This window comes from Micrococcaceae bacterium Sec5.7 (assembly GCA_039636785.1).
Classification (GTDB): Bacteria; Actinomycetota; Actinomycetes; order Actinomycetales; family Micrococcaceae; genus Arthrobacter.
This window is the reverse complement of sequence record CP144169.1, coordinates 1585812-1609584: the sequence shown is the minus strand read 5'-3', so window position 1 is coordinate 1609584 and position 23773 is coordinate 1585812. Positions and strand designations below refer to the sequence as shown.

The following is a 23773-nucleotide window of genomic DNA, read 5'->3' as shown; positions in this document are numbered from 1 at the left end:
CGTCGGTCGGCATCGCAACGGCGAGTCCGCCGTCACCGGTGATCGCCTTCGCCTGCCGCGACATTGCGACCTCATGGCGCGAGGCGAGTACGACGTGCGCACCGGCCGCGGCCAGAGCCGCAGCGATCGCCGCGCCGATCCCCCGACTCGCGCCGGTGACCAGCGCAACCTTCCCGTCGAGTCGGTCGACGCCGGTCATCGGGGTTCTCGATTCGCGGCGGCCCTGTTCTGTGGCAGGAGGAAGCCAGCTGCGACGAGCCAGAGGAGCCCGCCGAAGCGCCCGATCGGGAGCAGGAATTGGACCGGCTCGATGGCCATCGAGAGGAAGCTCAGTTCAGACAGGGCTGCGATGACGAGGCCGGTCCAGGCAAGCCAGCGCGGCACCAAGCCCAGGATGAGGGCCGGCACTGCGATTCCGGCGATGAGGAGCCCCATGCCGACTACGTAACCGACCCCGCCGGCAATGAATGCGAGAAACGACAGCGCGTGGGTGAGCGTCACGTCGGTGGTGATCTCTGGGCGGCTCAGCAGCCAGCCCACCAGAGCCGAGAGCATAAGGAACACCGCGGCAGTCATGCCGCCGAAGAACCCGATCGCTGGACCGGGAACCCGAACTCCGAGGCGGAGCTGCCGGGCGTAGACAGTGGCCGCATAGATGCCCAGCGGCACGGCTGAACCGAACTGGATCGTGCTGGCAAGCCGCACTGCATCCGGGTTCTCCTGAAAGTACGCGGCGACCTGCGCCGCCGCAGAGAACGGCGAGACAAACGTCTGGCCACCCGTCATGACCGCGCTCGTGACCAGGCCGGCGACGGTGAGTCCGAGGCTCACGACCGCCAGGATGCCCGGGTTGGGTCCGCCCGAGCGGACCATTTGGCCGGCGCGGGGAAGGGGAACGTCAGTCATGATCACGCCTTTCCAGTAATTGAGTCACATCAAGAATGATTCATCTCTTGAATTGTTCTGTCAAGCAGGTAATCTGTAGCCATGGACTCACCCGCCGCACCCCGGCCGAAGCGCACCGCCTTCCTGCTCTCACAGCTGGGCGCACTGGCATCGTCGCGCTTCGCCGAACGCACCGGGGAAATCGGGCTCACCCCGAGCGATGCGGGCGTGCTTCGCCTGATCGGCAGGGCCCCCGGGCAGAGCCAACGGGCACTCGCCGACCGGCTGGGGGCCGTGCCGAGTCGCATGGTTTCCCTCATGGACTCGCTGCAGGCCCGCGGCCTCGTGGAGCGGGAGCGCAGCAGCACCGATCGCCGGAACTACGAACTTCGTCTGACCGTCGAGGGCGCGCAGGTGCTGCGACAGCTGCGAGAGATCGCCGAAGCGCACGAGGCCGAACTCCTGGCGCCACTCACCCGCGAGCAGACTGCCCAGCTCGGAAGCCTGCTCGCCCAGCTCGCGGGCGCCAACGCTCTCGACCTGGACCTCCACCGCGATGCCGGTCGTGAGGATCCCGGCACGACCGCCCAGCCTCACCCGTAGCCCACGCCACCCGTTGACTTCGACGGAGATTTGCCGGGGTGGCAGGGCATGCGCCGCTTCCCTGGGGTAACGTCTGTATCTCAACTCGTTGAGGAGTCCAAATGAGCTACAAATATCGAACGGTCAGGGTTCGCGGTACGGACATAGTTGGAACCATAGCGCGCAAACACGGAAGCGGTCCCGAGATTTACGAAACCTCGAAAAACCTGAACACGTCGATGGTCCCGGTCTTTTTCCAGGAGACAGGCGAGGTCCGGTTCTTCGACAGCACTCAACTTGAGGACGTGGTGAATCCGGCCGTTTAGCTGAGACAGCCCGGACGGCACTCTCACAGACCCTTTTTGGGAAGCTCCTTGCCCTTGGCTACACGATCAACGAGAACTTCACCGATGAGACGGCCGCGTGCATCGTGTTCAGCGACACGATCTACGCCATGCTCCTCACCCACGCCAAATTCGCCGAGTTCACTAGTCAACCGATCGCCGACACCCAGAACTCGACGGCGGCGATCCTCGCCCTCTCCGCGGACAGCCGCGCGGATGTAGATGCCCTCGCCGACAAAGCCATCGCGGCCGGAGGTACGCAAACCTACGACCCATCGGATCTCGGCTTCATGTACAGCCGCGCGTTCCGCGACCTCGACGGCCACCACTGGGGAGTGCTGTGGATGGACGAGCAGGCGTCCAGGAGCGGGCCGCCCGCATCGTAGGAGTGGCGCTGACCCGCGGTGAGGAACCGACGGCCCTTCCGCATCCACCGCCCTGGCGCGAGGCTGGATGTGCTGACGGCGGCCTGATGGTTTCGGCCGTCTTGACCGGCGGGATCGTGAACGACACCACCTTGATTGCGGCCACCTTGCAACAGATCCGAGTTCCGAGGATCGGCCGCGGAAGGCCCGGGCCCGGCTCCCTGATCCGCCTCGTCGACGCCGTCCTGGCCGAGCAGCACGACATACATCAGCGAATCGCGCCAAATGTACCGAGGACGGAAGCAAACCGCAGTGCCCCATTTTGACCTGGTTATCGGTTCAGACTCCGGAAATTCCCTCCCGGGACCGGACCTCCGTCTTTGGAATATAGCCATCGTTGAAGACGGCCGGCTGTACTGCGAGGGTCCGGAGTGCGCCAAAATCAATGTCATTGCAGGACACGGAGTATTCAGCAGTCTCAAGACACTTGTTGTTAGCCTGAACGACGCCAGCACTGCAGAGATCACCGCCGATTGATTCGTCCATCCAGCAGGCTCCAGCGCTGTAAGTTACAGGGACGGGGTCGAGCTTGACCCAGGGGTCTGGTGATCGTTGACGGGTTCCAGCGCACCCCGAATCTCGCACCCTCAGATCCAGGCGGTCCGGCGAAGCGGCGGTTCGGTGCCGCCGGGGCGTTGCACGAGCACCTGGTTGACGCCCGTTATTCCAGCCTCGAAGCCCAGGGCGCTGGCGGCCATGTACAGCCGCCATACCCGGGCCCGTCCTACGCTGGCGGTCTGCACGGCCTCATCCCAGTGTTCTTCCAGGCGCTGCACCCAGGCCCGGAGGGTCAGTGCATAGTGTCGGCGCAGACCCTCGACGTCGAGCACTTCCAGTCCGCCGGATTCGAGTGCGCCGATCATCTCGGCGAGGCTGAGCATCTCGCCGTCGGGAAAGACGTAGCGGGGAATGAAGGAGTCGGGGTCCGGGCGGGTCGGTCCGGCGTTCCACGAGATGGCGTGGTTGAGCAACCGGCCGCCGGGGCGCAGTAGGTTCTGCAGATGGGCGACATAGTGGGCGATCTGCGCGCGGCCGACGTGCTCGGACATGCCGATGGAGCTGATCGCGTCGAACGGTCCGTCGTCGACGTCGCGGTAGTCCTGGACCCGGATGTCTACGCGGTCGGTCAGCCCGGCTTCGGCCACACGTTTGCGGGCCAGCCTCGCCTGTTCGGCGGAGAGCGTGACCCCGATGACCGTGACCCCATAGCGCTGCGCGGCATGCAGGGCAAAGCTGCCCCAGCCGCAGCCTACGTCCAGCACCCGCATGCCAGGCTGCAGCCCAAGCTTGCGGCAGACCAGATCGAGTTTTGCGTCCTGGGCGGCGTCCAGACCCGTGCGCTCGTCGTTCCAGACCGCGCAGGAGTAAACCATCGACGGACCGAGGACGACGGCGTAGAAGTCGTTGCCGACGTCGTAGTGGTGCGAGATCGCCGCGGCGTCGCGGCTCTTGGAATGCCGCCGGCCGTGCCGGGCGACATTCGCCTCTTCCGGGGGCGGCGCGGGATTCGGCCCCAGTGCGCCGAGCCGGACTGCAGTCTTGAGCAGCGTCCAAAGTTCCCTTCCGGTCGGCGGCCGGAACGGTCCGGGCTCGGCGAACTTGCCGGCGGAACTCAGCGCGGTGAAGGCCGCGAAGACATCGCCCGGAGCATCAATTTCTCCGGCGACGTAGGCGCGGCTCAGACCAAGCTGTCCGGGCGACCAGAGGATCCGGCGCAAGGCCCGCCGGGACCGGAACACGATAACCGGCGCGTCGGGCGGGCCGGCTTCCGAGCCGTCCCAGGCGCGCAGCCGGACCGGGATCTCATTGGTACCCAGGACTGTGGCCAGCGCTTCGGCCAGCCGTGATGCCACACCCGTCGTTCTCGTCATGTTCGTTGCCTCTCCTCCGGTGCCGGGGCCAAGCTGGACGTAAACACGACCCGTGGGTCAACACTACGGGCGCGAAGCAGCCGACGGCAGACGCTTAAGGCAGAAACCCCCGGGAAAGGGGTTTTCTGCTCGTCAAAGTAACTCTGTGCCCGAGGTGGGACTAGTACCGGCCCCACGCTCCTGCAAACACTGGACACTCGCGGGAGCGTTCCGAGACCGAATCAGCCGGGTACCGGCACCACCGGCCGGAAGCCCAAAGTGTGCACATCGGGCACAACGGCCTTCATGCCTGCTAGAGGGGAACATCCCAGAAGATTCGCGAAATCCAAGAGGTCGCGGTTCATCCTCAGCGGCGGTCAAGCGTCCGCGCACCATTCGTTGAAACTCAGTTTCATTTGACATGACACTGAGGTTCACGATAGAACGGTGTTATGGTTCCTGACACTGTCGTAGAAACCGGCCCGCTCGCGGGGGCTGGCAAAGATGCCCGCAAATCGCCTGGAAAGTCGGCCCGTGCCTATGCCGCGGCCCTCCTGGACCCTGAACGGCAGGCGGCGGCAGGCGCTCCCGGCGCCGACCCCCGCCCCGTCCGCAGCGTTGGAGTGATCGGAGCGGGGCTCATGGCCAGCCAGCTCGCCATGGTCTTTGCCCAGCAGCTTGGAGTTCCGGTCCTGATCACCGATCTGTCCCAGGCCAAGGTGGATGGCGCGCTAGCCTGGATCGCCGCACACCTGGACAAGCAGGTGTGCCGCGGGCAACTCGACGAAACTGCGGCGCGGGAGCTGGGCCGTCTCGTCCGCGGAACGGTGGACAAGCGCGAGTACCGGAACTGTGACGTGGTCATTGAGGCCGTCTTCGAGGAGCTGAGCGTCAAACGTGCTGTCTTCGCGGAGATCGAGCCGCTGTTGCGCAGCGATGCGCTGCTGCTGACCAACACCTCGTCCCTCTCCGTGACGGCGATGGGCCACTGCCTGGTCCATCCGGAACGCCTGGTGGGACTGCACTTCTTCAATCCTGTGGCCGTGCTGCCGCTCGTGGAAATCATCAGGACTGAAAAGAACGACGACGTCGGCCTCGCCACCGCCTGTTCGCTCGCCCGGCTTCTGGGCAAGACTGCGGTCCTGGTGACGGATACTCCGGGCTTTGTGGTGAACCGGATCCTGACCCGGCTGTTCTGCGAACTGCTGCAGATCATTGATGACGGGGCGGATATTGAACTGGCGGATCATGCCCTGGACCCACTGGGACTGCCCATGACTCCGCTGACGCTGCTGGGTTTCATCGGACCCGCAGTCCAGCTGCACATCTGCGAGACCATGCACTGCGCCTACCCGGACCGTTTTTATGTCAGCACGAGCCTGGCAGCCATTGCGGATGCCCGGCTGCGCGGCTACCTGGATAAGTCCGGCACCGTGCTTCCCGAGGCGGCCGACCTGCTGCCGCGTGCCGACGTCGGCAGTCCGGCACCGCCCCCTGACGCAGACGCCATCAGGACACGGATCCTTGATGCCCTGGCCGAGGAAGTGGGCCTGATGCTGGCCGAAAAGGTGGTCGCCGGTCCGGCGGAAGTGGATCTGTGCATGCTTCTCGGCGCCAACTTCCCGCAGCATCAGGGGGGCCTTACACCGCTCCTTGACCTCAGCGGCGCCTCCCGGCGCGTCTGGGGAAGGGATTTCCACCCGGGCTCCGGATTCGCCGACTAGACCGGGCGCGGCCCGCCCCAGTTCACCCCCGCGCCCTCCACGCCGTTCTTCAAACAACTTCCCGCTAAGGATGCAAGCCCATGCCTGACTATGACGTCGCCGCACCACTGGACACGGACTACTACGCCGTCTTCGCGAACATTCCCGCACCCGAACGCGAGGTGTGGAGGCGTGCCCGGGCCTTCACCGAGGAGGCCCTGCCGCAGATGAACGACTACTGGGAACGCGCCGAGTTCCCCGCCCACCTGGCCAAGCGGATGGGCACTATGAACCTGCTGGCCGATGGCATTGACGTGCAGGGCTTGGAGCCGATGTCCCCGCTGGCCGCCGGACTGGTCAATATGGAGGTTTCCCGTGGGGATGGTTCGCTGGGCACGGTGATCGCAGTCCAGGGCGGCCTGGTGCTGCGGACGATTGCCCTTTTTGGCTCGGAAGCCCAGCGCAGGACCTGGCTGGGACCGCTGGCCCGCGGCGAAAAGCTCGGCGCCTTCGCCCTGACGGAGCCCGACCACGGCTCGGATTCCGTCGCCCTGGAAACCACCGCCTCACTCGACGGGGAGGATTACGTCCTCAATGGCGAGAAAAAGTGGATCGGCAACGGCTCCGTCGGGGATGTCACGGTGGTCTGGGCACGCGATGATGCCGGCAATGTCCGCGGCTTCCTGGTGGAACAGGACCGGGAGGGTTACGAGGCCGAGACCATCACCGGAAAGGCCTCGCTGCGCGCCATCCACCAGGCCCGGATCAAGCTCAATAACGTGCGAATTCCAAAGGCTAGCCTGCTGCCCGGTGCCCGCACGTTCAAGGACACGTCCGAAGTCCTGGTTGCCACGCGTTTGGGTGTGGCCTGGTCCGCGCTCGGCCACGCCACCGCCGTCTATGAAGCCGCGTTGAACTATGCCACGCAGCGGACACAGTTCGGCAAACCGCTGGCGAAATTCCAGCTGGTCCAGGATCGGCTCGCGTACATGCTCTCGGAGCTGACCAGCATGCAGCTGCATTGTTTCCACTTGGCGGGCCTTGATGCGGCCGGCCAGATGCGCCCCACCCAGGCCGCGATGGCGAAGTACCACAACACCCGCAAGGCCCGCGAGCTGGCTTCCATTGCCCGTGACATGTTGGGCGGCAATGGCATCCTGCTGGAAAACCACGTGATCCGGCACCTGCTGGACATCGAATCCATTCATACCTATGAAGGCACGCAAAGCATTCAGACCCTATTGATCGGCCGCGATGTCACCGGACAAAGCGCCTTCGCCTAAGGATTCACCATGACCACATTTGAGCTTCCCAATGAATCTCCGCTGAGCCCTCTGCGGTTCCTGCAGCGGTCGGCCGAGGTGTTCGGGCAGAAGACGGCGATCATCCACGGGGACCGGTCCTACACCTACCGGGACTTCGCTGCCGAAGTCCAGCGGCTGGCCAAGGTGATCAAGAGCAGGATCCAGCGCGGCGATCGGGTGGCCTTCTTGTGTCCCAACGTGCCGGAACTGCTGATTGCCCACTTTGCTGTCCCCCTGGCCGGTGGTGTCCTGGTGGCCCTGAATTCGCGGATGACCGCCCGGGAGCTCCAGTACATCCTGGAGCACTCCGAAGCCAGGCTGCTGTTTGCCGATTCGGAACTGCTGGGCACCGTCGCGGGACTGGACCTGGGTCTGACGCAGCTGGCCGAGGTGGTCGAAGTGCCTGACAGCACCATCAAATACCCGGATGTCCCGGCGGGCCTGGGCGCTACGCAGTATGCGGATTTCCTCGCCGCGCCGGAAATCCGGGACGCAGATCTTCCGTGGGGCGTCCAGGACGAACGCGCCCCGATCACCCTGAACTACACCTCAGGCACCACGGGCAAGCCCAAGGGCGTGCTGTACTCGCACCGCGGGGCCTATCTGAACTCGCTCGGGGAAACCTTCCACAATCACTTTACCGGCGACACGCGCTACCTCTGGACGCTTCCGATGTTCCACTGCAACGGCTGGTGCACCACGTGGGCCATTACGGCGGTGGCCGGCGTCCACATCTGCCTGCGGGCCGTGCGCGCGGACACCGTCTGGGACGCCATCGACACCCTCGGCGTCACCAACCTGTGCGGCGCCCCAACGGTGTGCAGCATCATCGCCGGCGCACCCCAGGCCCACACACTGGAGCTGCCGCTACGGATCACGACGGCGGGAGCGCCGCCGTCGCCCGCGATCATCACCTCCCTGGAGTCAATCGGGATCAACGTGGTCCACGTTTATGGGCTGACCGAGGCGTATGGTCCCTACACCATCTGTGAGTACCAAGCGGCGTGGGATGATCTGTCCGTCCAGGACAGAGCCGTGAAGATCTCCCGGCAGGGTGTGGGGATGCTGCAGGCCGAGACGGCGCGCATCGTGGACCTGGACATGCGCGACGTCCCGGCCGACGGTGCAACCCTGGGCGAGATCGTGCTGCGGGGCAACAACGTGATGCTTGGTTATTTCAAGGATCCCGAGGCCACAGCCGACGCCTTCCGCGGCGGTTGGTTCCACACCGGAGACCTCGGCGTCATGCATCCCGACGGCTACATCCAGCTCAAGGACCGGGCCAAGGACATCATCATCTCCGGCGGCGAAAACATCTCCACCATCGAAGTGGAGCAAGCCATCATCAGCCACCCCGCGGTACTGAACGTGGCCGTGATTGGCGTCCCGCACGAGAAATGGGGCGAACGGCCGGTGGCCTTTGTGATCCGCAGCAGCTCCAGCTCGGTCACGGCCGAGGAGATCCGCTCGCACGTGAAGGGCCTCATCGCCGGATTCAAGGTTCCGGACAGGATCCTTTTCCCCGAGGAGCTCCCCCACAACTCCACCGGCAAGGTCCTGAAGTCGCGATTGCGCGCCCTGGACATCAGCACCAGAAAGGAGGGCACCAAATGAGCCGCCAGGACATAGTCATTGTGGGCGCGGCCCGTACGCCCCAAGGAAAACTGATGGGGCAGCTGTCCTCGCTGAGCGCTGTGCAGCTTGGCGCCGCCGCCATCGCCGCAGCCCTGGAACGTTCCGGGATCGAGCCGGCGGCCGTCCATGCGGTCATCGTGGGCCAGGTGCTGACGGCCGGTGCGGGCCAGAACCCGGCGCGCCAAAGCGCCGTTGCGGCAGGAATACCGCTCAGCACCCCCGCCGTCACCGTGAACAAGGTCTGCCTCTCCGGGCTGAGTGCCATCATCCAGGGCGTCAGGCTGCTCAAACTCGGCGAGGCAGACGTCGTCGTCGCCGGCGGCCAGGAATCCATGAGCCAGGCGCCGCACCTGCTCACCGGCTCGCGCGCAGGCTACCTCTACGGTGGCATCACGGCCGTGGACTCGGCCGGCCACGATGGACTCACGGATGCCTTTGACCAGGAGCTGATGGGCATTGCCACGGACCGCGCCAATGCTGAGCTTCAGCTCTCCCGCGAGGAGCAGGACTCTATCGCGGCGTTGTCCCACCAGCGGGCGGCCGCCGCCCAGGACGAGGGGAGATTCAGCGCCGAGATTTCCCCCCTTGCGGTGCCGCAGAAACGCGGCGCACCCGCACTCGTAAGCCAGGACGAGGGCGTCCGCCCGCAGTCCACCAAGGAGGTGCTGGCCGGACTGAAGCCGGCCTTCACGGCGGCGGGGACCGTCACGGCAGGCAATGCCTCGCCGCTGAGCGACGGCGCCGCCGCCGTCGTGATGGTGACCCGCGCTTACGCCGATGCCCACGGGCTTGAGGTGCTCGCCGTCGTCGGCCCCGCCGGGCAGATCGCCGGGCCGGACACAGCGCTGCCGGACAAGCCGGCGCAGGCAATCACCGCGGCCCTGGCCCGCGCCGGCTGGACGGCGGAGGAGCTTGACTTCGTGGAGATCAACGAGGCGTTCGCCTCGGTGGTGGCGCACTCAGCGGCGGAACTGCGCCTCAGTTTGGACAAGGTCAACGTCAACGGCGGGGCCATCGCCCTCGGACATCCGATTGGAGCCTCCGGAGCGCGGCTGGTGGTCTCTGCCGTCCATGAGCTGATGCGGCGCGGCAGCGGCAAATCCGCCGTCGCGCTCTGCGGCGGCGGCGGACAGGGCGACGCGCTGCTACTGTACCGGGATGGCATCAGTGGCTAATTTCCGTTCCGAGGTGGCCGAGGCCGCCCTGGATCTGTTCACCGACAATGGCTATGACCCGACCAGCGTGGACGACATTGCCCAGGCCGCCGGAATCTCCCGCAGCACCTTCTTCCGCCAGTTCCGCGCCAAGGAAGACGTAATCTTTGCGGACCACGAAGCCTTGCTCAGTGAGCTGACCACCTACCTGGCGGCGAGCCATCCGGATCCGTGGGCGGCTGTCTGCCAGGCCGCGGCACTGGTCTTCGGGAAGTTTTCCGAACGCCGGAAAGTGGCCCAAAAGCGCTACCACGTGGTGCAGGCGGTGCCCGCACTCCGGGACCGGGAAACGATCATGGTCTCCCGCTATGAACGGCTGTTCTCCGACTACCTCCGCCAGGCGCTTCCAGGCGTATCAACCCTTGATGCAATCCGGTTCGCCGCCGCGGTCACGTCAACACATAACTACGTGCTGCGCGAAATGATGCTGGATTCGCCCCGTGGTTCCCTCAAGAACCTGGAACACGAGCTGCTGGCGGTGCGCCGCATTTTCGGGGTGCTGCCGCAGGGGGACCCTGCATCCATCCCCGCCGAGGATGACCTGGTAGTGGCCGTTTTTTCCCGCTCGACACCCACCGCCGAGGTGGCGCGTCGTATCCAGGACAAGCTGGACGGCCGCTCCGTCTAACTGCTCCATCTAGCTGGGGAAGGGCCCTATGACAGGGCATGACAATGACGTTTACCGGCCGAGTGATCGCGATCTGCTGAAGAGAGCGATCAGGGAGACCGCCGCACGGACGGGCACCGGGGTGTTCTTCGCAGGCCTCGTGAACCGCACCGAACTCACCATCACCGAGTTCTTCGGCACCTCAACACACGGCCTGAGGAACCTCAGCGTGCAGCCCGGCGAGGGGGTCGGCGGACGGGCCCTCTCCCAGGCACGCGCCATCGAGGTGGCCGACTACTTCGACTCCGACCACATCACCCATCACCATGACGATGCCGTGCGCATCGAGGGCCTGCGGACCATGGTCGCGCTCCCGGTCCTCGTGGACGGCCGTGCCCGGTGCATCCTTTACGCGGCGACGCGCGGGCCCATCTCGATCGGCGAGTGCGCGGTTGATGAACTCAGCGCCAGCGCCTCGAGGATCTCGCGGGAACTGACGATTCGCGACGAGGTGGACCACCGGGTCTCGATTCTCCGGGTGGTCCACAGCCTGGCCGCGGAGCCACGGGACCGGGACCTCCTCGAGACCGTCCGGCTGGCGCATGCCGAACTCCTGTCCGTTGCCCGCACCACGGATGATCCCGAACTCGCCCAGCGCATCCTCGCCGTGACCGCACGGCTCGAGGGCTCCGACGCCGGCTCCGACGGCACGCCGGGCGGTGCCCCGCGCCTCACCCGACGGGAGACGGATGTGCTCGCCCAAGTGGCGCTCGGCTGTTCCTATGCCGAAGCCGGCAACCGGCTGTCACTCAAGGCAGTCACTGTGAAGAGTTACATGCAGTCGATCATGACGAAACTGGACGTTCACGGCCGCACGGAAGCCGTAGTGGCCGCGCGCAGGCACCGCCTTTTGCCCTGACCGGTCGCGCTAAAGCACCTCCATCGGGAGGTGGTGGCGAACGCACGGCGCTGACACGATGACATCTCCGCGTCGAAACAACATCGTCTCGACGACCGATGTCAAAGGAGATATCGCATGCTCGAAAGCCTCGCACCGGTTGCGACCCGGTCCGGTCCGCGCCGCACCTCGATGGCCCGGGTCGCCGTCGCCAGCTCGATGGGCAGCATCATCGAGTTCTACGACTTCCTCATCTACGGCACGGCAGCGGCCCTCGTCTTCCCCCAGGTCTTCTTCCCGGCACTCGGCCCGGCCGCCGGCACTCTCGCCTCGTTCGGAACCTTCGCCGTCGCCTTCGTCTCGCGCCCCCTCGGTGCCGTCCTCTTCGGCCACTTCGGTGACAGGATGGGGCGCAAGAAAACGCTGGTCAGCACACTGCTCATCATGGGCATCGCGACGGTCACCATCGGGCTACTGCCCGACGCCAGCTTGATCGGGGTCGCCGCACCGATCATCCTGGTTGTTCTCCGCTTTCTTCAGGGATTCGCCGTCGGCGGCGAATGGGCCGGCGCTGCACTGCTGGCCGCCGAGTACGCCCCGCCCAAGCAGCGGGGCCTCTTCGCAGCCTTCCCCCAGCTGGGCCCGTCCATTGGCTTCGCCCTCGCGAGTGCGACCTTCCTCATCATCAATCTGTCGCTCGGCGACAAGTCGGCGGCATTCCTCACGTTCGGCTGGCGCATTCCGTTCATTGGGAGTGCCGTGCTCGTCATGATCGGTCTCTACATCCGCCTCAAGATCGAAGAGACTCCCGTCTTCAAGGAGGCCAGCGACGAGAGCGCCGTCTCGGCGGTCCCGCGCAGCCTGCCCGTGTGGGAGTCAGTGCGCAACCAGCCACGCCAGATCCTCCTGGGCGGCGCCTCCACCATGATGCTCTTCGCCTTCTTCTACATCGGTACAGCCTTCCTCAGCAGCTACGGCACCAGCGCCGAGGGCCTTGGCCACAGCCGACCGACCATCCTGTCGCTGGGAATCGTCGGCGCGATGTTCTTCGCAGTCGGAACTATTGCCTGCGCAATCCTCTCCGACCGGATCGGCCGCCGAGCCGTAATCGTCGGCTCTTGCGTCGTGGCGATACCCTGGTCGCTCCTGCTCTTCCCGATCCTCGACCTAGGCACGACCTGGTCGTTTGGGATCGGGCTGTCGGGCACGCTTCTCATCGTCGCCGGAATCTACGGTCCGGTCGGCGCCTTCCTGCCAGAACTCTTCGCCACCCGCTACCGCTACACGGGTGCCGGAATGGCCTACAACCTTGGAGCGCTCGTCGGCGGTGGTGTCACGCCGCTCGTGGCGACATCGCTCGGTGCCAGCCTTGGAAGCCCCTCCATCGGCCTGCTTCTCGCCGGCGTAAGCCTGGTGAGCCTGCTCGCCACTTTCGGGCTCCCGGAGACCCGTGGCATCGATCTCGCCGCGTCCGGAAGCACAGCTGCACGGTGACTGTGCAGTCGGTCACCCGCGTCGATGTCGGGTCTCCCTGGCACGCGCGGATGCACGGCACTTGATTGCGGACCGGCCTGGCTCGTTCATAAGGACGCGGTCGGATGTCGGGGGCTAGACTTCGTCGGCCACCACCTTCCCAGGCAGTCGATGTCAGTTGGCCGCCACGGAAATCGGTGACCGACCATGGGGGAGGCTGGTAATAACCAGGCACCAGATGGCTGCCACGATCAACAGTGGGATCGGCAGATAGGTGCGGTTAGCGATGTAGTTGGACCCGGCATCAGCCGGGTCGTCGTGAGCGCACGCAAATAACTCGACTGTTTTGCTAGTCGAGTGAGGTGAGTGCGTCCCAGGCGAAGCTGGCCAGCCAGTGGCTGGACATGAACTCCTCCGTAATCACGGCATTCAGCCCGGCCGTCAGCAGCGGGTCCAGCGCTGCGTCCAGCACGGCCAGAGCGGCACTCTCCCGGCCGTCGGTGTTCTGGCTGGGACTGCCCTCGCCGCGAAGCCTGTTGCGGATGCGGATGATCTGCCCGGCGCGGGTGAGGTTTAGCCCGTTCAGGTGCGCCAGATAACCATCGCTCTCATCCGTCACGGTCGCCGGAGCCAGGATGCGCGAACCGGCGCTGAGCCCGGGCAGGAAGGCCTCAAACCATGCCGCAAAGTCCTTCGCACCCAGAGCCTTAGCCATGAGATCGGCCTCGCTCAGACCTGCGGAGAGGAAGTCCTGACCGCTCAGTTCCCACTCTCCCGGCCAGCCGGCGTCGTCCTTGAACCAGGCCAGGGCGGCCCGCTCACAGACGGCGGCAGCCTCGTCCCGGCCCAGGGCGCGGAAGGAATCAAGCATCATCGCCAGGCCGAAGGCGGCGTTGGTGTGCACGCCATGCCGCACGGGGAACTGGGCCTTGGCGGTCCAGCCCGCCACAAGAGAAGCCGCAATGTCCACCAGCGGGTCCAGGGACTTGCCCCAGCTGCGCGACTGCCCGTCCTGTGCCGTGGCGGCAGCCGCGGCCAGGCGCACCAGCCAGGCCCAGCCGTATGGGCGTTCCCAACTGGGGTTGGCAAGCATGTAGGCGCCCTCCACTGCCAGGTTCTCCGCCGTCAGCGTAGTACCCATGGCGGCACGCAGCGCGGCGTCCCGCTCGGGGTCGAGCCCATGTTCCAGCAGGCTCACGCCCAGCCAGTGCATGTGCACGCAGGAGTGCCAGTCGAAGGACGTGTAGAAGGACGGGTGCATTTGCTGCGGGCTGGGCCTGTCATCCTGTGACTTCTCCACGTGATGGGAGGTGTATGGGTAGGGCCGGGACAGGTTATCCAGCACGATGTCCGCGTAGGCGTTGGCCAGCTGGTCCATCCGGGTGGCTGCGTTGGTGGCTGCCATGGTGCTCCTTTTCGGGTGCGGGCTTTAGTTGAAGGCGAGGAAGTACATCAGCACAATGTTTGCGCCCAGCAGCGGAACCGCCGTGGCAACCTGGGCCTTGATGACGCCGTACTTGTTCTTCATTTCCAGCAGCGCGGCCGGCACCAGGTTGAAGTTGGCGGCCATGGGCGTGCATAGGGTGCCGCAGAAGCCGGCCAGCATGCCGATCGCGAAGATGATGGCGGGGGTACCGTGGAAGGTCTGCACCAGCACCGGCCAGCCGATGGCGGCCGTCATGATCGGGAAGGCCGCGAACGCGTTGCCCATCAGGACGGTGAAGAGGAACATGCCCACGGAGTAGACAATGACTGCGGCCAGCAGCGAGCCCTCGGGCAGGACGCCCTTTGCCAGCGTGCCAACAGCGGTTCCCACGCCGGCCTTGGTGAACAGAATGCCTAGGGTGGAGAGCATCTGCGGCAGCAGTGCGGCCCAGCCGATGGACTCCAGAATGCGGCGTCCTTCGAACACGGGGGCCAGTTTCTTCCTGGGACGCAGGATCAAAACGGCCACGACGGCGGCAACCACCGCGCCGACGGCCAACCCCACCAGCGTGGTGTTGGTGGGGTCAAAGACGGGCTCTCCGCCGATCTTCAGCACCGGAGCCAGAAGCACGATGATGACCGTGACCACCGGCAGGGTCAGGGCCGGGATGAATAGCTTGTTGCCGAACTTGGCAGCGAATTCGGTGCGCTTTTCGACGCTGGTGGACTCGGCCTTTCCATCCCCCAGCTGCCCGGTGCTGGCAAGAAGCACCAGAACCAGCACGGCGACGCCCAAGATCCACGGCGGGGCTGTGCCCGCCTGGACCCAGGTGCCGTAGAAGAAGCACAGGCCCAGCAGGCCCCAGAAGGTGGAGCTACCCCAGCGCCTAGGGTGGTTGGTCTCCCTGGCAATCAGGAGGGCCCACGCCACAAAAAGAATTCCAATCAGCCAGAAGACTGCTTCAACCTTGATCATGCGTTGCCTCCGGCGGTAACGGTCTGTGCGATCTTCACTTCTTCCTCGACCTGGCGGACGTCTTTGTCCAGCTGGCGGTCAAGCCGCAGCAGGCGGAAGCCGTGGATCAGGAAGGCGATGATGGCGGTGGGGATGGCCCAGACGGCCAGTTCCAGCGGCTCCAGGTGCAGCCCGTAGGTGGTGTCCACAAACGTGGTGATCAGCAGGATTGAGCCCACGGCCACGAAGATGTCCTCGCCAAAAAACACGCCAACGTTGTCCGCAGCGGCGGAGTGGCCCTTGATCTTTTCCTTGACCTTCTCCGGCACCTTGCCGTAGCGGCGCAGCGCGGCACCCTCGGCCATCGGGAACACCAACGGGCGCACGGTCTGGGCATGTCCGCCGATGCTGTTCAGGCCCAGGGCTGCGGTGCCCTGGCGAACCAGCAGATATCCCAGGAGCACCCGCCCGGCCGTCAGCTTAGCCAGCTTGCTGATCAGAGCCTTGGCCTGCTCCTGCAGACCAAAGCGCTCGATGATGCCGATCACCGGCAGCACCACCACAAAGATGGTCACCGAGCGGCTGCTGGCAAAGCCGGAGCCAAAGGCGTTCAGGATTTCCAAGGGGCTCAAGCCGCCCAGGAGCGCGGTGACAATGCCGGAGACGGTAACAACAATCAATGGGTTCAGGCGGATGGCAAAGCCAACAATCACCAGCAATACCCCGATGAGCACGAGCATAATTTTCCATTCCCATAAGGACATGACCAAGCTGCGGACGTGTGTAGTTGGTGCGGCACGGCCAGCGGCCCGCGGAGGACTTCCTCATCCACGCAGCAGTGGCGCCTGTCACTGTGACCCACAGCATATGCTTTTGTTGAACAATCTGGCAAGGGGGTGCTCGAAGGCGCCGGCGGCAGGTTCCACCGTCGTTGTCCGGAAATGTATTAGACCGGGGTCACGGCGGCCAAAAGCTGAGCCTCGGCCCGCTCCAGATAGTTCCCCATGAACTCGGCTGCGGCCGCAAGCTCACCGGCGGCCATCAGCTCAATCAGGTGCGCATTGTCTGCAAGATACGGCTCGTGGAAGTCCGGGTTGGCGCCCATGCCATGGAAGACCAGCCGCATTTCAGCCAGCACCTGGGACATCAGCCCGTTCAGCCGCTCACTAGCCGCCCGCGCCACCACGGCACGGTGGAAATCCTGGTTGGCTCCGGCCATTCCGTCAATGTCTCCCCGAGCCTGCGCCTCACGCCCCACGGCCACAATGGCTTCCAGATCACTGACGGACGACGACGGCGACCACATCAGTGCGGCCGGCTCCAGAAAGCGGCGGACCCGGTAAATTTCCCGGATGTCATCGGCCGTGGGATGGGCCACGAAGACTCCGCGGTTGGGAATACGGGTGATGATGTGCTCGGCATGCAGGGTGGTGAAGGCTTCGCGGAGCGTATTGCGCGAGACACCCAGGGCCTCCCCCAGTGCCTCCTCGGAGAGCTTGGTACCCGGGGCCAGCTGGCCGTCGGCAATACGCTGGCGCAGCTGCTCAGAGACCCACATTCCGGTATGGGCGTGCGTGGCACCCTTAGCGAATGGGTGCAGTTCTTCCAAAACCCGAGCAAGCGTCATGCTCCCAGCCTATTCTGCGCCGCCCCTCGGGACGGAATGCGGGACGGAATGCGGGACGGAACGCTGACCGGACGCGGCCTGTCGGGCGTTACAGTCTACCGGCACCCGATTTCGTCGGCCCAATGTAGAACAGCGACTCACCGTGACGTTTCCAGGCCTTGTTGATCCGGGCAGTCGGCGGTTTGGAGAGCAGGTCGACGTTGGCCACAGTAAATCGGTCCCACCCAGTTGTTGATGTGCCGGTAGTCCAGATTATCTGCGGGGATGTGGCCGATGACGTCCCGGACGTGGAGATCCAACAGGGTCTGGTACAACGTGATGGTTCGGCTGGACGGACGTGTCAGGAGGTCAATTTGCTCCAGGATCACCTGCGCGACGGCAGGCTATTCCTCTGGTTCTCGATCATGGTTTGTTGCGCGATTTCAAACGATTGGGAGTCACTTCCTGCCCTTGGTCCTTGCTGTCGGCGGCGCCGTCCACGGGTCCTCCGGCCAGGGATGTTTCGGATAGCGGCCCCGCATTTCCGCACGGACCTGCGCGTAGGGTCCGGACCAAAAAGAAGCCAAGTCGTCTGTCACGGCCAATGGCCGCCCGGCAGGCGAGAGCAGGTGGAACAGCACCGGCACTCTCCCGCCCACCAACCGCGGTGTCTGTGCCCAGCCGAAGCACTCCTGCAGCTTGACCGCCACCACCGGCCGGCCGCCGTCGTCCCCCACATCCGGGTAGTCGATCCGCACTCGCGAACCGCTTGGCACTTCGAGCCGCTCCGGTGCCAGCTCGCCCAGCCGTGCCGCGTCGGGCCACGGCAGGAGCCGCCGCAAGGGATCGGCCAGATCGATCGCGCTCGTGGCGGTCCCGCCGGCCAGGGCCTCGAGCTCCGGCGCGAGCCACTCGTCCAGCCGGGCCAGCAAAGCCTGCTCGGAAACGTCCGGCCAGGGATCACCCAGTTCCCGGTGCTGAAGGGCGAGGCGGCGCCGCAAGGTGTCCGCCGCCGTCGACCACCCGATCATCCCCAGACCTTCCCTCTTCAGCGCGCGGGCCACCGCCGCGCGTCCCTCCGCCGCGGACGGCCGAACCGGCGTGGACGACAGCACGATCGCTCCCATCCGGCGTTCCCGCCGAGCCGTGACCCGGCCCTGGCTGAACTGCGCGTCGACGGTTTCGCTCAGGAGATGCCGGGCGGCGGTCTCCGCCGTGTGCGCCGTAAGCGGCGCCGCGGAACGGATGAGGGCGCCGGTCCCTGCCGCGTCGCGCCCTTGCGCGCGCGCCACTTCGGCCACGGCCAGCCATTCGTGCCCGGACAGGGGGCTGCCTGCGGGCAGACCAGCCCTCGTTCCGGACGACAGCAGGTAGCGCTCCGGGCCCGCATCCGGGACGCGGCGCGCCACACGGTCCGGGAACGCCAGGGCGACGACGAAACCGACGGCTTCCGCGGCGGTCACCGGCACATCCATTGAGGAGGGCACGACGCCGGACCGCTCCTGGCGTGCGATTCCCTCCATCCGTCGGACGTCCTCCGCCCAGCGCCGGGCCGCCGGCACGTTGCCCGTTCGCAGCGTGGTCAAAAGACGCGTGAGATCAGCGCCGGGAGCACGCTGGTCCCCGGAAACAAGCGCGACGGCCTCCGCCGCAGTGCGGTGGCCCACCACGGCGGCGCCGGCCAGGAGGGCGCGGGCCAACCGCGGGTCGGCGGGAACCCTGGCCAGGGTTTTGCCCAGGTCCGTAGCGTGGCCGTCGGCTGCCACCGCGCCGAGTTCCCGCAGCACCTCTTCGGCCTCATCCATCGCTGCCTGCGGCGGGGCGTCCGGAAGTGCCAGTCCCCGACCACCGGGCGCTCCCCAACAGGCCAGGACCAGGGCGGCACCTGTCAGGTCTGCCACTGTGATTTCCGGGGTCCGGTGAGCCGGTGCCGCACCAAAGGACTTCTGGTCGAAGCAACGGACCACCCTGCCTGGCCCCTGGCGGGCCGCCCGTCCGGCGCGCTGTTCGGCGGACGCCCGGGAACAGGACACTGTCACCAGGCCGGACATGCCGCGGTTGGAGTCGCGCCGCGGCTCGCGGGAGAGCCCCGAATCGATGACCAGCCGGACGCCCGGCACTGTCAGGGACGACTCGGCGAGCGCCGTGGAAACGATGATCCTCGGGGGTCCGCCGGGCTCCCGCCCGGAAACGGCGCGGTCCTGCTCCCCCGGCCCGACCTGGCCATGAAGCTCCAGTACCTCCGCACCAACCCGGCCGCGCAGCCGGGCAGCGACGTACGATACCTCCCACTCTCCGGGGACGAACACCAGGGCGTCGATGTCCAGGCCAGTGGCCAGCGCTTCGGCGTGCGACGCCGCGGCCGTGTCCGCGACATGGTCCAGGAAGGCGCGTGTCACTCCCCGTCCATCCAGCCGTGGCAGTGCCGCGGGTTCCCAGTCCGTTTCCAACGGGTACAGCGCGGCCGGACAGTCGACGACGGGAGCCGGCCCGCCGCCGTCGTGGTTCCCGATCAGGGCGGCGAACCGCGGCGCGTCCAGGGTGGCGGACATGGCGACAAGCGTGAGGTCACCGCGCAGCTCGCGGACCTCGGCGAGCATGCCGAGGAGCAGATCGGTCTCCAGCCCGCGTTCGTGCACCTCGTCGAGAATCACGGCTGTGGTGCTCCCCAGCCCCGGGTCCGCGAGCAGGCGGCGCAGCAGGATCCCCGGGGTGACGAACTCAATCAGGGTGTCGGGGCCTGTCTGGCGTTCCCCGCGGACCGTGTACCCGACGCGGTCCCCGAGCCGGCTGCCGTCCAGGGCGGCAAGGCGCCGGGCTGCCGAGCGCGCGGCGACGCGGCGTGGCTGGGTCACGACGACGCGCGGCCGGGGGCCATTCTCCCGTGTCTGGTGTGAGGTGATGCCGAACGCGATGTTGGCGAGCAGCGGCGGAACGAGCGTGGTCTTGCCCGTGCCCGGAGGCGCAAGCACCACCGCGGTTCCTGCCGAACCTCCCGCATGCAGCGCAGCGGCGAGCTCCCCCAGCGATTCCGCAAAGACCAGGCCGGCCCCGATGGTGCCCAAATCGAAGGGCCCAGGGTCGCATGCGGGGTCCAGTGGGACGGGCGGAGGAGTCACACATCCATTGTGCCTACAAAATTCATGGCCGGCGCTCTGCCTCGCGTCGCCAGGCGCCCGCGGCCCCACACTCCGCCGCAAACTGAACATCACAGCCGCGTCCGACGGCCCGGTCCGGGTCCTATAGGACCCAGTCCAGAGGCTAGGGTGTGGACAATGTCCACACCCTCTTTTCATGCCGTTGCAGCACTCGCAGGTCTCCAACTCAGGCGCAAATGGAGCCCCCAAAGAATCGGTAGATTGTGACTCCACCGAATTGCGACACCCGGACGAACTTCAAACACATCACCCACCTCTCCCCCTTCATCACCAGATACACGTATTTGAAACGGCAGCGACCCAAGGCAACGCATTGAACGACTACCGAACCGACCAGCGCGTGCGCGGTTCAATGAACCACGCCGCCCCTGCAAGTCGTCTCCGCCGGATTGCCTGCACGACGTGACGCAACAAGAGGAAGGCTCCGCTTTGCAGAGCCCTCCTCTCTTGCCGGCGGCTAAACCTTTTCGCTGATCCTGTCAGGCTCCAGAGCGGCGCCTTCCTCCAGCTGCGCGATGTAGGTCCACATTCTGGCTTCCTCCGTCTGAACCTGAGGCTCCGGGGTCTCCTTAGAACTCGTGTCCCCGTGCCCTTCGGCTTCCCGAGCGGCATCCTTCCTGTAGTTCTGCCATCCTTCGCACGATGAATAGCACATCACAGACCTCCTTAAGTGGCTGTCCCTTCATCGTCCTCCCAACAAACAAGCAAGTCGACCCCCAAACCGCCAACACACGGCAATCACGGGCGGCGCCTGGCCGCTTCCTGACACCAGACGCGGTGCAGGACGACTACCTCCAATAACGACCCGTCTCGACGAACGCGTCGGTGCACGCGTCGACTCGGGCCCGCCTTGACCTGAAGCGGGTCCTCCGCGCCTCGGTCCAGGCGGTGCGTTTGTTGCCGTTGATCAACGCGCGGAAACACGCGACCGATTCCAACCAATTAACCTTGACCGGCGATACTCACCGATATATCGTTAACTATCGCCGAAGAACCCGGAGATCATCAGAAAAACTCAACCGAAGTGGAAGGACGATGCCGCTATGAAAGGCATTCGCGAAAGCAAATTCGCAGACTGCGGACAAGGAATGGAACGCTTCGGGCGCGGCAGGAGCCGCCGCGGCCCCCACGGACACGGGGGCTACGGGCCGGGCCGCGGGTTCGGTCCAGGTTTCGGTCCGGGCTTCGGTCCTGGCTTCGGTCCTGGCGGCTCACGTCGAGCCAACAAGGGCGATGTCCGTTCCGCGATTCTGTCACTTCTGGCCGAATCACCGTCCAACGGCTACGGGCTGATCAAAGCGATCGAGGAGAAAACTTCCGGAGCTTGGCGTCCAAGCCCGGGCTCCGTTTATCCGACGCTTCAGCAGCTTGTAGATGAAGAACTCATCGCACCTGTAGGCGAAGGCCGGCGCACCGAGTACACACTTACCGACGCCGGGACGGCCTATGTGACCGACCACGCCGAGGAACTGGACAACGCGTGGAACACCGATCCCCAGGGATCCGGGCCCGCCTTCCATCAGAGCGTGGGAAAGCTCATGGGAGTCATCCACCAATTCCGCTTCTCGGCAACCGACGAACAACGCAAAGCCGCAATGGAAAAAATAGACGAAACCCGCCGCGCGCTCTACCACATCCTCGCCGATTAGACCCGTAGTTCCGAAGCCCTGGCTCGGAACCGGCGGTGGCATGGAGCGCGTCCGGAGCATCTGATGGGTCATTCGATGACAGGTCTGGGGAGACGGTGTCGAAGGTCCGCCTGATTGTCGACGGACATCGCCGGTCCTCATCGACTTCGATGGAGCTGCGTGTCCCACTGGCCTGGCACACGCCATGTCGGAACGTCGAGCCGAAGGCTCGCAGACCCACGGAGGTGACCCCTGATGCCATGAGAGCAATGTCGACAGGGACCCGTCGCCGGGTCAGGCAGGAAGCCGGTTCGCCAGACTGGAGTGAGTCGCGTCAACGGCCGGCACGCCGTCGCCATCCTGGCCGTACAGCCAGTCGTTGTACCGGAAGTCGTTGTCCTTCCGGCTCTTGAAGAGCAGGTTGCGCAGCGTCCGGGCCAGTCCGGAGACGTGCCAGGATTCGCCCCAGATGCGGGCGGTGCGCTGGACCCGGGCCGTGCGCCCGGCGCGGAGGTGGTTGAATTCCTTGATCGCGTCGTCCCAGGCATCCGGGTTGACGCCGTCCGCGGTGAAGACGGTGCCGTTGCTGACGTCCTGCAGCACGGCTGCGTCTTCGAGCGCCTGGCAGGCGCCCTGGGCGAGGTACTGGAGCATGGGATGGGCGGCGTCGCCCATCAGCACCATCCGGCCGGCGACCCAGTTTTCGATCGGGTCGCGGTCGTACATGGGCCAGCGGATACCGGTGCCCAGGTTCTTCAGCGCTTCCTGAACGGCCGGGACGCAATCCTTGTACGCAGCCTCAAGCTCCTCCACTCCGCCGTACTGCTCTTCGCCGCGTTCGAAGGAGGCGGACTTGAAAACGGCCACGGTGTTCAGCAACTCGCCCTTGCGCAGCGGGTACTGCACGAGGTGGCAGTCCGGTCCGAGGTAGACGATAACGTCCTCGAGGTCGGCCTTGGGCGTGTTTTCGGTGATTGGCACGGTGCCGCGGTACGCCACGTAGGCCGAGGGGACCGGCTGGTCGTTGGCCACGAGCGGACGCAGGGTGGACTTGAGTCCGTCGGCGCCGATCACGACGTCGGCCTCGTAGTCCACGCCGGCGGCGGTGTGGATCACACCCCGGCCGTTCACGGTTTCAACACTCTCGACCATGACGTCGTTCACAAGCTTGACGCCCGCCGATTCACAGCCTTCGAGCAGGACCCGGTGCAGGTCGCTGCGGTGGATCACAACGTACGGCGCACCGTAGCGTTCCTCGAATTCCCCGCCGAGCGTCTGACGCGTGAGCTCCTCGCCGGTGACGGCGTCGCGGAAGACCAGATGTTTGGGCTGGACGCCGATTTCCAGTGCCTTTTCCAGAAGGCCCCAGCGCCGGAGGACTCGGGATGCGTTGGGGGCCATCTGCAGCCCTGCGCCGACCTCGCCGAATTCAGGGGCCCGCTCCACGAGGGTGACGTTGGCGCCGTTTTCACGCAGCGCGAGGGCTCCGGCCAGTCCGGCCATTCCCCCTCCGATGACGAGGACATCGGTGGACGTGGCATGCTCAGACATTGCTGGCTCCTGTTGGTGAGGGTGAGGGAGAGATTGAGAGTTTTGACTTCAGTTTGAGGCCGACGGCGGCCAGCAGGACGGCGGCGATGGCGGCTGCACCGGCGAAGGCGAGGAAATAGGAATTGACGCCCAGCCCGGCGGCCAGCAGGAGACCACCTACCTGGGGTGCGGCGACGGCGCCGATGCGGCCCGTCCCCAGCGCCCAGCCCAGCGCGGTCCCGCGCAGGTGCCCGGGATAGTGGCTCGCGACGGCGGCGATGATGAGGCACTGCGTGCCGTGGGTGCCGACGCCGGCAAGGCGTGAGCGGCCTGGGCGTCTGCATCAGGGACTCTCGTCGATGACGCCCTCGACGCGGCCAGAACCCTCAGGCCCGAAACCGGAGAATTACCCACCAGCCAATCGGATCGATAGGCGTCGAAGGCTGGACAATTCACTCATAGCCGCCCTATGACTCCGGTTCAAGGGGACACGTCGGGCGTGTCATGCTATTGCCTCAACGAGAAACGCAAACGTGAGGGGCTCCATGGCG

General features: G+C 65.8%; 21 protein-coding genes and 2 pseudogenes. 12 read left to right on the top strand and 11 right to left on the bottom strand.

Features of this window, described 5'->3' with window-relative positions; genetic code table 11:
• Window positions 1-25: 25 nt before the first annotated feature.
• Together V3C33_07635 and V3C33_07630 are read right to left on the bottom strand one after the other, a co-directional pair.
• A pseudogene (locus V3C33_07635) lies at window positions 26-199 on the bottom strand (SDR family NAD(P)-dependent oxidoreductase).
• Complete coding sequence (locus V3C33_07630) at window positions 196-906, bottom strand: hypothetical protein (protein XAS69117.1); 711 nt, start codon at window positions 904-906, stop codon at window positions 196-198. The pseudogene V3C33_07635 and the gene V3C33_07630 overlap by 4 nt, the downstream one beginning before the upstream one ends.
• Before the next feature lie 81 nt (window positions 907-987).
• Here V3C33_07630 and V3C33_07625 point away from each other — a divergent pair, with 81 nt between their 5' ends.
• From V3C33_07625 to V3C33_07610, 4 genes are all read left to right on the top strand, one after another.
• On the top strand, window positions 988-1488 hold the full coding sequence (locus V3C33_07625) for a MarR family transcriptional regulator (protein XAS69116.1): 501 nt from the start codon (window positions 988-990) through the stop codon (window positions 1486-1488).
• 101 nt (window positions 1489-1589) lie between these two features.
• Window positions 1590-1793 (top strand): hypothetical protein, encoded by a 204-nt coding sequence (locus V3C33_07620; protein XAS69115.1) that lies wholly within the window; start codon window positions 1590-1592, stop codon window positions 1791-1793.
• 128 nt (window positions 1794-1921) lie between these two features.
• Window positions 1922-2197, top strand: coding sequence for a hypothetical protein (locus V3C33_07615; GenBank protein XAS69114.1), 276 nt, complete (start codon window positions 1922-1924; stop codon window positions 2195-2197).
• Between the two features lie 291 nt (window positions 2198-2488).
• On the top strand, window positions 2489-2713 hold the full coding sequence (locus V3C33_07610; protein XAS69113.1) for a hypothetical protein: 225 nt from the start codon (window positions 2489-2491) through the stop codon (window positions 2711-2713).
• 110 nt (window positions 2714-2823) lie between these two features.
• Here V3C33_07610 and V3C33_07605 read toward each other — a convergent pair whose 3' ends face one another.
• On the bottom strand, window positions 2824-4107 hold the full coding sequence (locus tag V3C33_07605; protein ID XAS69112.1) for a cyclopropane-fatty-acyl-phospholipid synthase family protein: 1284 nt from the start codon (window positions 4105-4107) through the stop codon (window positions 2824-2826).
• Between the two features lie 431 nt (window positions 4108-4538).
• Here V3C33_07605 and V3C33_07600 point away from each other — a divergent pair, with 431 nt between their 5' ends.
• The 7 genes from V3C33_07600 (at window position 4539) to V3C33_07570 (ending at window position 12941) form a co-directional block, all read left to right on the top strand.
• Window positions 4539-5810, top strand: a complete 1272-nt coding sequence (locus V3C33_07600; protein XAS69111.1) for a 3-hydroxyacyl-CoA dehydrogenase family protein — start codon at window positions 4539-4541, stop codon at window positions 5808-5810.
• Between the two features lie 80 nt (window positions 5811-5890).
• Window positions 5891-7072: an acyl-CoA dehydrogenase family protein gene (locus tag V3C33_07595; GenBank protein XAS69110.1), complete on the top strand. Its 1182-nt coding sequence runs from the start codon at window positions 5891-5893 to the stop codon at window positions 7070-7072.
• A gap of 9 nt (window positions 7073-7081) precedes the next feature.
• Window positions 7082-8707: an AMP-binding protein gene (locus V3C33_07590; protein XAS69109.1), complete on the top strand. Its 1626-nt coding sequence runs from the start codon at window positions 7082-7084 to the stop codon at window positions 8705-8707.
• On the top strand, window positions 8704-9903 hold the full coding sequence (locus V3C33_07585) for an acetyl-CoA C-acetyltransferase (protein ID XAS69108.1): 1200 nt from the start codon (window positions 8704-8706) through the stop codon (window positions 9901-9903). Before V3C33_07590 ends, V3C33_07585 begins: the two co-directional genes overlap by 4 nt.
• The gene (locus V3C33_07580) at window positions 9887-10570 is read left to right on the top strand and encodes a helix-turn-helix domain-containing protein (protein XAS69107.1); all 684 of its coding nucleotides are present in this window, start codon (window positions 9887-9889) and stop codon (window positions 10568-10570) included. The genes V3C33_07585 and V3C33_07580 overlap by 17 nt, the downstream gene beginning before the upstream one ends.
• A gap of 28 nt (window positions 10571-10598) precedes the next feature.
• Window positions 10599-11468 carry a helix-turn-helix transcriptional regulator gene (locus V3C33_07575; GenBank protein ID XAS69106.1) on the top strand — a complete coding sequence of 290 codons (870 nt, stop codon included), beginning with the start codon at window positions 10599-10601 and terminating at the stop codon, window positions 11466-11468.
• Between the two features lie 117 nt (window positions 11469-11585).
• Window positions 11586-12941, top strand: coding sequence for an MFS transporter (locus V3C33_07570; protein ID XAS69105.1), 1356 nt, complete (start codon window positions 11586-11588; stop codon window positions 12939-12941).
• Between the two features lie 328 nt (window positions 12942-13269).
• On the opposite strand, the gene V3C33_07565 is transcribed toward V3C33_07570, so the two are convergent.
• The 6 genes from V3C33_07565 to V3C33_07540 all read right to left on the bottom strand — a co-directional run bounded on the left by V3C33_07565 (window position 13270) and on the right by V3C33_07540 (window position 20719).
• Window positions 13270-14325: a DUF2891 family protein gene (locus V3C33_07565; protein ID XAS69104.1), complete on the bottom strand. Its 1056-nt coding sequence runs from the start codon at window positions 14323-14325 to the stop codon at window positions 13270-13272.
• A 24-nt stretch (window positions 14326-14349) separates the two neighbouring features.
• Window positions 14350-15321 (bottom strand): DUF979 domain-containing protein, encoded by a 972-nt coding sequence (locus tag V3C33_07560; protein ID XAS69103.1) that lies wholly within the window; start codon window positions 15319-15321, stop codon window positions 14350-14352.
• Complete coding sequence (locus V3C33_07555; GenBank protein XAS69102.1) at window positions 15318-16040, bottom strand: DUF969 domain-containing protein; 723 nt, start codon at window positions 16038-16040, stop codon at window positions 15318-15320. The genes V3C33_07560 and V3C33_07555 overlap by 4 nt, the downstream gene beginning before the upstream one ends.
• Before the next feature lie 206 nt (window positions 16041-16246).
• Window positions 16247-16927 carry a GntR family transcriptional regulator gene (locus tag V3C33_07550; GenBank protein ID XAS69101.1) on the bottom strand — a complete coding sequence of 227 codons (681 nt, stop codon included), beginning with the start codon at window positions 16925-16927 and terminating at the stop codon, window positions 16247-16249.
• 437 nt (window positions 16928-17364) lie between these two features.
• Window positions 17365-20025, bottom strand: a complete 2661-nt coding sequence (hrpB, locus tag V3C33_07545; GenBank protein ID XAS69100.1) for an ATP-dependent helicase HrpB — start codon at window positions 20023-20025, stop codon at window positions 17365-17367.
• Between the two features lie 496 nt (window positions 20026-20521).
• Complete coding sequence (locus tag V3C33_07540) at window positions 20522-20719, bottom strand: hypothetical protein (protein ID XAS69099.1); 198 nt, start codon at window positions 20717-20719, stop codon at window positions 20522-20524.
• Window positions 20720-21107: 388 nt separating this feature from the next.
• On the opposite strand from V3C33_07540, the gene V3C33_07535 reads away from it, so the two are divergent.
• Window positions 21108-21713, top strand: a complete 606-nt coding sequence (locus V3C33_07535) for a PadR family transcriptional regulator (protein XAS69098.1) — start codon at window positions 21108-21110, stop codon at window positions 21711-21713.
• A gap of 273 nt (window positions 21714-21986) precedes the next feature.
• Here V3C33_07535 and V3C33_07530 read toward each other — a convergent pair whose 3' ends face one another.
• Both V3C33_07530 and V3C33_07525 read right to left on the bottom strand, forming a co-directional pair.
• Window positions 21987-23243, bottom strand: a complete 1257-nt coding sequence (locus V3C33_07530; protein ID XAS69097.1) for an FAD-dependent oxidoreductase — start codon at window positions 23241-23243, stop codon at window positions 21987-21989.
• Window positions 23236-23541 (bottom strand): annotated as a pseudogene (locus tag V3C33_07525) (MFS transporter). The gene V3C33_07530 and the pseudogene V3C33_07525 overlap by 8 nt, the downstream one beginning before the upstream one ends.
• Window positions 23542-23773: the final 232 nt, after the last annotated feature.